This is a genomic window from Streptosporangium sp. NPDC005286, assembly GCF_040607515.1.
Classification (GTDB): domain Bacteria; phylum Actinomycetota; class Actinomycetes; order Streptosporangiales; family Streptosporangiaceae; genus Streptosporangium.
In genome coordinates this window covers 1-7,930 of the sequence record NZ_JBEXGU010000277.1, presented here as the reverse complement: position 1 = coordinate 7,930, position 7,930 = coordinate 1, and the positions used below count along the sequence as shown (strand labels likewise).

General features: G+C 69.8%; 10 protein-coding genes. 6 read left to right on the top strand and 4 right to left on the bottom strand.

Annotated features, from left to right (window positions below; genetic code table 11):
* The first annotated feature begins 186 nt into the window (after positions 1 to 186).
* Positions 187 to 501: a hypothetical protein gene (locus ABZU75_RS44185; protein ID WP_355568763.1), complete on the top strand. Its 315-nt coding sequence runs from the start codon at positions 187 to 189 to the stop codon at positions 499 to 501.
* Positions 502 to 623: 122 nt separating this feature from the next.
* Here the strand turns inward: ABZU75_RS44185 and ABZU75_RS44180 are convergent, their stop codons facing one another.
* On the bottom strand, positions 624 to 1,223 hold the full coding sequence (locus ABZU75_RS44180) for a helix-turn-helix domain-containing protein (protein WP_355568760.1): 600 nt from the start codon (positions 1,221 to 1,223) through the stop codon (positions 624 to 626).
* Positions 1,224 to 1,341: 118 nt separating this feature from the next.
* On the opposite strand from ABZU75_RS44180, the gene ABZU75_RS44175 reads away from it, so the two are divergent.
* A complete protein-coding gene (locus tag ABZU75_RS44175; protein WP_355568757.1) occupies positions 1,342 to 2,256 on the top strand; it encodes an NmrA/HSCARG family protein in 915 nt (304 codons plus the stop codon).
* Positions 2,253 to 3,119, top strand: a complete 867-nt coding sequence (locus tag ABZU75_RS44170) for a TIGR03620 family F420-dependent LLM class oxidoreductase (protein WP_355568754.1) — start codon at positions 2,253 to 2,255, stop codon at positions 3,117 to 3,119. Before ABZU75_RS44175 ends, ABZU75_RS44170 begins: the two co-directional genes overlap by 4 nt.
* A 184-nt stretch (positions 3,120 to 3,303) precedes the next feature.
* Here ABZU75_RS44170 and ABZU75_RS44165 read toward each other — a convergent pair whose 3' ends face one another.
* Together ABZU75_RS44165 and ABZU75_RS44160 are read right to left on the bottom strand one after the other, a co-directional pair.
* On the bottom strand, positions 3,304 to 3,711 hold the full coding sequence (locus ABZU75_RS44165; protein WP_355568751.1) for a Tn3 family transposase: 408 nt from the start codon (positions 3,709 to 3,711) through the stop codon (positions 3,304 to 3,306).
* A 229-nt stretch (positions 3,712 to 3,940) separates the two neighbouring features.
* Positions 3,941 to 4,219 (bottom strand): hypothetical protein, encoded by a 279-nt coding sequence (locus ABZU75_RS44160; RefSeq protein WP_355568748.1) that lies wholly within the window; start codon positions 4,217 to 4,219, stop codon positions 3,941 to 3,943.
* A 376-nt stretch (positions 4,220 to 4,595) separates the two neighbouring features.
* Here ABZU75_RS44160 and ABZU75_RS44155 point away from each other — a divergent pair, with 376 nt between their 5' ends.
* Positions 4,596 to 4,748 carry a hypothetical protein gene (locus ABZU75_RS44155; protein WP_355568745.1) on the top strand — a complete coding sequence of 51 codons (153 nt, stop codon included), beginning with the start codon at positions 4,596 to 4,598 and terminating at the stop codon, positions 4,746 to 4,748.
* Positions 4,749 to 5,063: 315 nt separating this feature from the next.
* Here the strand turns inward: ABZU75_RS44155 and ABZU75_RS44150 are convergent, their stop codons facing one another.
* Positions 5,064 to 5,420, bottom strand: coding sequence for a metalloregulator ArsR/SmtB family transcription factor (locus tag ABZU75_RS44150; protein ID WP_355568742.1), 357 nt, complete (start codon positions 5,418 to 5,420; stop codon positions 5,064 to 5,066).
* 251 nt (positions 5,421 to 5,671) lie between these two features.
* Between ABZU75_RS44150 and ABZU75_RS44145 the strand changes: the two genes are divergently transcribed.
* Positions 5,672 to 6,553, top strand: a complete 882-nt coding sequence (locus tag ABZU75_RS44145) for a cation diffusion facilitator family transporter (RefSeq protein WP_355568739.1) — start codon at positions 5,672 to 5,674, stop codon at positions 6,551 to 6,553.
* A 113-nt stretch (positions 6,554 to 6,666) separates the two neighbouring features.
* On the top strand, positions 6,667 to 7,794 hold the full coding sequence (locus ABZU75_RS44140) for an MFS transporter (protein WP_355568736.1): 1,128 nt from the start codon (positions 6,667 to 6,669) through the stop codon (positions 7,792 to 7,794).
* Positions 7,795 to 7,930 lie beyond the last annotated feature (136 nt).

The following is a 7,930-nucleotide window of genomic DNA, read 5'->3' as shown; positions in this document are numbered from 1 at the left end:
GCTGCCTCCAGCTTCACCTCACCGCTACGACGGCGAGGAGATGGTGGTCTTCCACCTCCATCCGGACAAATCAGCGCCTCGTGGCGCACTGCCCCTGGTGACGCCGATCCGAGTGGAGGGCCTCGTCGAGCGCGCCGGGGCGGGCGAGCCGCCGTCGACATCGCCGAGAACGCCTCCTGGGCCGAGGTGCCGTGGGAGGCGGGCAACCCCTACGTCGTCGCCGAGCAGGAGACGCACATCGTGCTGACCCACGACCTGGCTCGTGAAAAGGTGAGTCGGGTCACCCGCTGGGAGTGGCTGACCGGCAGGAAGACCGGTCCGGAGGTGCGGCCGGCCGGTGACGGTGGTCAGGCGGGTGAGGGTCTCGGCGTAGCCGGCGCGGGTGGTGGCCACGGTGATGGAGTCGAGGAAGCGCTCGACTGCGGCCGTGACCGTCGCGCCGGCGGCCGCCGGGTCGGGCTGGCCGGGAACGCGACGACGGACACGGGGCCGTCCTCCTGAAGGCGATGTGACACATAACGTGGCCGAGTCGCCCCGGCAGCCGTGAGCGGCAAGCTGGGCGTCTGTCACCTCGGCAGGGCCACTGTGACAGATAATTCACATTCTGTGTCACATCTTTCATCTCACCGTTTCTCCTGTGGGTGCACTCCAGTCAGTGCAAGAGTGAGCAGCCGGTCGGCCTGGGCCGCACCATCGGGTTCTTGCTCCGTGGCCAGGGAGATGGCGTTGACGAGTTTGAGCAAGTCCGTGATGGAGACGTCGGCTCGTACGGCGTTCGCGCGGCGGGCGCGGGCCAGCAAGTCCGCTCCGGCGTTCGTGATCATCGTGTGACAGGTGGCGCCCAGCGTGGGATCGCCGTCTTGGCCGCCGCGCATCAGCGAGGCGGCCAGGCCTCGGTTCGACACGGCATGCCTGGCGACGGCTCGAAGCCAGGTCAGCAGAGCAGGTCCGGGATCGGGGCCGGTGGCCAGGTCGTCGGCGGTGGCGCACAGGGCCTCGACCTTGTCCCGGAAGACGGCCTCCAGCAGTTGCTGCCGCGAGGGGAAGTGCCGGTGCAGCGTGGCCGAGCCGACGCCCGCGCGCCGGGCGATCTCCTCCAGGGATGCCTCGGCTCCGTGCTCGGCGATGGCCGCGGCGGCCGCGGCCAGGATGCGGTCGTAGTTACGGCGCGCATCCGCGCGCATCGGCCGCGCGGGTGGCGTCGTACGGCTGTCCTGCGGCATGTGGTCTCCGGTGGGCTTGCAAAAGTGGGGTGGCCCTCCATATCGTACTCACCCATAACCGGAGGACCACCCTACTTATGTGGGTGGCCTCAGCGTGCCTACTGTTTGGAGACACATCGTGAAGACCATCGTGGTGGTGGGGGCGACCGGCCTGCAGGGCCGGGCCGTGACGACGCATCTGCTCGCCGACGGCTGGCGGGTACGGGCGGTGACGCGCGATCCGGACGCCTCAGCGGCCCGGGCACCGGCGCAGGCGGGCGCCGAGTTCGTCCGCGCCGAGATGGACGACGTCGCCTCGCTCATCGCCGCGGCCGAAGGCGCCGACGGCCTGTTCAGCGTGCAGCCCACCGTCGGCTCCCCGGGCACCCCGGCGGGCTTTTCCGCCGAGGACGAGGTCCGCTGGGGCCGCAACGTCGCCGACGCGGTACACGCCGCCGGTGTGCGGCACCTGGTCTACGCCTCGCTCGCCGGCGCGGGCCGCCACAACACCGAGAAGCTGCCGCAGAACACGATCAACAAGTGGCGGATCGAACAGCACATCACCCGGCTGGGCCTGCCAGCGACCTTCCTGCGCCCGGTCTCGTTCATGGAGAACTACACCGGCGCCTACCACCTGCACGACGGCGCAGTGGCCACCGCGTTCGCCGCCGACGTGCCGCAGCAGATCATGGCCGTCGACGACGTCGGCCTCTTCGCCGCGCTGGCCTTCGCCCAGCCAGGCGAGTGGATCGGGCGCGCGGTCGACCTGGCCGGGGACGAACTAACCCCAGTGCAGATCGCCGCGGCCATCTCCGAGGCCATCGGCCGGCCGCTGCCCTACGTCCAGATCCCGATCGAGGCGATCGCGCAGCTCGGCGAGGACTTCGCCTTCGCCTACACCTGGCTCAACGAACGCGGCTATCGCGCCGACGTCGCCTTCACCCGCGCGCTGCACCCCGGCCTGCTGGACCTGCGCACCTGGCTGGAGCGGACCGGAGCCGCCCAGATCGCCGGCTTCCTGACCGCTCAGGACACCGCCGAGCAGGACCAATGAGCGCGCCCGCCCTCGGACGGGTCGGCATCTGGGCGGGCGAGATGGATCGCTATCCCGCCCCCGCCCTGCGCCAAGCGGTCGCCGCCATCGAGGACCTCGGCTACCCGGCCCTGTGGTTTCCCGAGACGACCGGCCGCGAGGCCATGGCCCAGGCCGCTCTGCTGCTGTCGGCCACCCGACAGACGGTCATCGCCACCGGTACCGCCAGCATCTACGCCCGCGACGCGACCACCGCCGCTGCCGCGCAGCGGACCCTTGCCGAGGCATTCCCTGGGCGGTTCCTGCTCGGCCTTGGCGTCAGCCACCCCGCCCTGGTGACCGACGTGCGCGGCCACCGGTTCGGCCCGCCGGTGGCGACCATGCGCGCCTATCTGGACGCGATGGACACCGCCCCGTTCGGCCCGGCGATCCCCGCAGTGCCCCGGGTCCTGGCCGCGCTGGGCCCGAAGATGCTCCAGCTCGCCGCCGAACGCGCGTGGGGCGCCCACCCGCTGGGCATGCCGATCGAGCACACCCGCAACGCCAGAAGCCTGCTCGGGCCACAGGCAATGCTGGCGGTCACCCAGCTCGTCGTCCTGAACCCGTCCCGTCCCATCGCGGCCGAGCTGGCCCGCGCCCACGCGGCCGCCGCCCTGCCCAACCGGCTCACGCTGCTGCGCGATCTGGGATTCGACGATGCCGAATCCCTCGACGACCGGCTGGTCGATGCCCTGGTGGCCATCGGCGGGCCCGAGGACATCGCCCGGCGGGTTGAGGAGCATCTCGACGCCGGTGCGGACCATGTCAGCCTGCACGTGCTTACGGCCACACCAGACGAGCCGCCACTGCGTCAGTGGCAGGAGCTTGCCACACAGTTGCTGTGAGCGGCCCCCTGTTCAGGGGCCATCCAGGCATGGGTCAGTCGTGTCACGCCAACCCTGGAACGGGATCAGGCGCCGGCGCTGCGAACAACACTCGTGGTTCCAGGTCCAACCGCGTGTTGGGGGTGTCGTCCGGCGGGGTGAGGTTGAGGGTCCAGTTCCCGAACCGGCGGACGGCGTGGGTGATTTAGGGGGAGACGGTCGCCAGGTCGACAGGGTGTTCCTCGGCGGCGATGTCGTTGGCGGCGTCGGTGATGTCCAGGGCGGTGGAGTACATGACGCAGTTGGCGAGCAACTGGTTGAACTTGATGACCTTCTCCTGATAGCCGGGGTCGTTGTGGCCGATGAGCTTGCCGCCGAACATCAGCCAGTCGGCGAAACCGTGGAAAGCCTCATTCCGATTGGTGACCTGGGTGATCTGCTCCCGCAGCTGTGGCTCGGACAGATAGCGCAACAGCGTGATGGTGCGGATCGCCCGGCCGAGCCCCCTGAACGCCCGATACAGGCGATTCTCGCGGGAGTGGTTGCCCAGCCGGCGCAGGAGCGTGACCGACGACATCCTGTTCTCCCGGATCGAGATCGCGATGCGCAGCAAATACCCCACCAGCCCGGACCCGCAGCGGGCATGCCCTACGTTCTCAAGATCGACTCATGGCCGGTTTTACCCGTACCCCGGCTGGACACTCGTCGTGGCAGGGTCAGGCGGTGGCCAGGTCCTCGTTGCGCAGGCGTAGTCGCTTGCTCCTGGGATGAGCCGGTGCAATCTCGGGCCGACCTGTACTGGTTTGTTGAGAGGAGCGCGGTATGCGCAGGTCGGGTTGCTATCACATTCCTTGTCTGCCGGTGGCCCAGTAGGGCTTGGTGGTGATGGCGCGGCGCGGCAGGATCTGGTTGTTGATGAGCGCGTGCCGCTGGTGCTGGATGGACTGGGCGTGGCCGAGGACCAGTGCGCCGTCGATGCCCGCGAGTCCGCCGCCGGCGGCGGCGTGTTCGAGCCAGGTCTGCAGGGCGTTGCCCGGTGCTCCTTCAATGGGCAGGAAGCGGTAGCGGGGCCAGCGGTCGCCGAGGGGTGTGAGGGCCTCGGACGGCACCTCGATCACCACGATGTGCTCGGTGCCGGCGTGGGCGTAGGCGTGGATGGTGGCCAGGGTGCAGGCGTCGCCGAGGTAGAGGCGGCGGGTTCCGTGCTGGCGCAGGGACCGGTAGGGGCGAACCCCGGCTGCAGGCCGCCAAGTACGTCCGTGCCGTGATGTCCGACCTGCCCAAACGCAACGGCTGGACGATCATCGAGTGGGCAGGTGGCCGCAGCCCCGATGCCACCCAGCGGCTACTGAACCGCGCCAGCTGGGACACCGCGGGCGCGATGAGCGCCATCCGCCGCTTCGCCGTCGCCCGTCTGGACACCGTCGCCCGCCCCGGAAGCCTGACCGTCGGGGTGCTGGATGAGTCCGGCCAGGAGAGAAGAAGGGTGTCGCGACGGTGGGCGTCAAGCGGCAGCACATGGGCTGCGCGGGCGGCATCGACAACGGCATCAACACCGTGCACCTGGCCTACGTCCGCGCCGGCGCAGGTCACACGCTGATCGGTGCGCGCCAAGCCCGTCTGGCCACGGCGTACACACAGCTCAGCTAACAAATGGCGGCTGCCGTACTAGCGACCCTAAAGCGCGCCGCAAGACCTGACCCCATCCGGGACAACAACTCCGACCAACCGGGCGACGTTCCCGGGGCGCTCCACGTCGCCCATGTAACCGCAGGTCAGTGATAGGTTCGTTGGATTTTCCGCGACTGCTACCGGGACCCCCTGACGTCAGGCGATGCCGGTTCGGCGTTCTGGGTCCGGAGCATCTGACCAGGCTGCGCCCCTGAAAGACGATCGTGAAGAACTGGGTCCGCGGGCCATCAAGAAGCGGATCGCCGGCACGGCGGGGGAACCGCGCCCGCGCGGTCAATCGTGACGGGGGATGCCGGAGACCTCGTGATCGGCGTGGAAGAGCGCCTCGCCGATCAGGGCCCGGACGTGCGCGTCGCGGGCGCGGTAGAGCACGCGGCGGCCTTCTCTTCGGGTCTGTACGAGCCCGGCCAGCCGGAGTTTGGCCAGGTGCTGGGAGACCGAGGGTCTGGCCACGTCGATCGCTGCGGCGAGCGATCCGACGTCGAACTCGCCGGTGGACAACAGCCACATCAGGCGCAGCCGGGTGGCGTCGCTGAGCATGCGAAAGGCTTCCACTGCGGCTTCCACCTGCGCGCCGGTGGGTTGCACCTGCGAGAGGTTGGCACCTGATTCGTTGTCGCGTGCGTACATGACTACATATAATCGGGCGAAGCGGTCAGAGAGGCAAGCGAGGCACGCGGATGGCGCAGCAGGATTCCCCCCACCACGGTCACGGGCACGGGCACGGGCACGGCCACGGGCACGGGCACGGGCACGGGCATGAGGAAGAGCGAGGTGGCGGGTTCAGACGGTTGCTGGCGAAGGTGGGCCACGTCGTTACCCCGCATAGTCACGACAGCGCGGACAAGACCGACTCGGCGTTGGAGTCCAGCAGCCGGGGGATGCGGGTGCTGGCCATCTCGTTCGCCGTCCTGGTGGTCACCGCGCTCGTGCAGTCGGCGATCGTGGCGGTCTCCGGTTCGGTGGCGCTGCTCGGCGACACGCTGCACAACTTCGCCGATGCGTTGACGGCGGTGCCGCTGGCGATCGCCTTCTGGGTGGGCCGGCGGGCGGCCACCCGCCGGTTCACCTACGGCTACGGCCGCGCTGAGGACCTTGCCGGGGTCGTCATCGTGGTTTTGATCGCCGCATCGGCCGCGCTGGCCGGCTACGAGGCGGTCAAGCGTCTGATCAACCCGGAGGACATGAGGGCGCTCGGACTGGTGGCCGCAGCCGGAGTGGTCGGGTTCCTCGGCAACGAGTGGGTGGCCCGCTACCGGATCAAGGTGGGCCGGGAGATCGGCTCTGCCGCCCTGGTGGCCGATGGTCTGCACGCCCGCACCGACGGGTTCACCTCGCTGGCGGTGCTGCTCGGCGCGGGTGGCGCCGCGCTCGGCTTCCCGCTGGCCGACCCGATCGTTGGCTTGCTGATCACTGTGGCGATCCTGTTCGTGTTGCGGGACGCCGCACGAGAGATCTACCACCGGCTGATGGACGCGGTCGATCCGAAGCTGGTCGCCCAGGCCGAACAGATCTTGGCCGGGGTTGCCGGGGTTGAGCGCGTCGGCTCGGTGCGGCTGCGCTGGCTCGGTCACACGCTGCGCGCCGAGGTGGACATCATGGTCCGGCACGATGCGTCGCTGCTGCAGGCGCACGCGGTGGCGGTAGAGGCCGAGCATCGGCTGATCCATGAGCTTCCGCGGTTGCGTGCGGCTACCGTGCACGCCGATCCCGACGGCCCGGCCGGCACTGAGCACCATGCGATTCTCCTGGCCCACCGCTAGCCTGCTCGCTCACCTGGCCATCCCCGGCTGGCCGGGGCGAACGTCCGGGTCATCACGGTTTGTCGGTGGCTTGTGTAAGCATGCGCCACCGGTTGGTTGGCACGGGGGGATGAATGCTGAAGGCATTGCCGAAGGCGGCCAGAGCGCTGGTCTGGGTGCGGATCTTGAACGCGCTCGGTGCTTACGCGCTGTCGTTCCTGGCGGTGCTGGCCGGGCCGCAGTTGGCTGTGGTGGCGTTGGCGGTCTTCGGGGTGACGGCCTTGATCTCACGCTGGGCGGGAGCGTTCCTTCTGGACTGGTTCTCCCCGCGCACGGTGCTGGCTGCCGGCCTGGCCGCGACCGGCGTGGCGCTGATCGCACTGGCCGTGGCGGACGGCCCGGCGCAAGTGGTGGTCGCAATCGCGCTGGTCGGGTTGGCGTTCGAGCTGTATGAGCCAGCCAGCCAGGAACTGCTGGCACGGGCGAGCTCGGGTGAGCAGCGCCACGCGACGTATGCGGTCATGGGTGTGGTGCTGTCGGCCAGCGGAGCCGCGGCAGGCCTGCTGGCGGCGGTGCTGCTGCCGCTGGGAGTGCGCTGGCTTGTGGCCGCCGACGCGCTCACCTGCCTGGCTGCGGCCATCGTGGCGATCGCGCTTCTGCCCCGCGAACAAGGACAGGCCAGCACGAGGCGCGTGCGAGCGGACAATCGCTGGCGCCCGCCGATGGCGCTGGTGCGGCTGACGGTTGCCGGCACCGCGTTCGCGATCGGGCATCTGGCGGTGATGATGTATCTGCCGCTGGCTCTGCTGGAGCGGGGGGCGCCGGCATGGGTTCCCGGTGTGACGCTCGCGGGCGCGGCCGTGCTGGCCCCGCTGGCGCTGTGGGCGGCCGGGCGGCTGCTGTCCGGGGGTGAGCACGGGCTGATCCTCGGCGTGGGGACGGCGCTGCTGGGAGTGCTGGCACTGGTGATGGCCGCCGCCGCCACTGCACCGCTCACCATCGCCGCCTATCTGGCCTGCACTGCGGTCAACAGCGTGTTGCTGGGCCGCTGGCAGTCGGTGGTCGCCGATGCAGCGCCGGAGGACGATCGGCCGCGCTGGTTCGCCTTCCAGGGATCATCTTGGGGCGTGGCGCAGCCCGTCGTCCCGCCGCTGGCCGCGCTGGCCGGTGGGGCAGTGGGCGCCGCTGGGGCCGGCGCCTTTCTCGCCGCGGGTGTGGCGTTCTTGCTGGTACCGCTGGTACTACGCCGCACCACGATCTGACTCGCCGCCCGGCGGCAACACCACGATCCGATCCTGTCTTCCTAGGAGAACTCGGGGAACTGCAGGTAGCAGCTGAGCCCGCCTCGCACTCCGCGGAGTGCGAGGCGGCTGAACTGAGGTGCTCCAGAGATTACGG

Coding starts and splice junctions, on each gene's coding strand:
- ABZU75_RS44170 (WP_355568754.1), top strand. CDS start 2,253: ATGAGCGCGCCCGCCCTCGGACGGGTCGGCATCTGGGCGGGCGAGATG.
- ABZU75_RS44140 (WP_355568736.1), top strand. CDS start 6,667: ATGCTGAAGGCATTGCCGAAGGCGGCCAGAGCGCTGGTCTGGGTGCGG.
- ABZU75_RS44150 (WP_355568742.1), bottom strand. CDS start 5,420: ATGTACGCACGCGACAACGAATCAGGTGCCAACCTCTCGCAGGTGCAA.
- ABZU75_RS44145 (WP_355568739.1), top strand. CDS start 5,672: ATGCGGGTGCTGGCCATCTCGTTCGCCGTCCTGGTGGTCACCGCGCTC.
- ABZU75_RS44180 (WP_355568760.1), bottom strand. CDS start 1,223: ATGCCGCAGGACAGCCGTACGACGCCACCCGCGCGGCCGATGCGCGCG.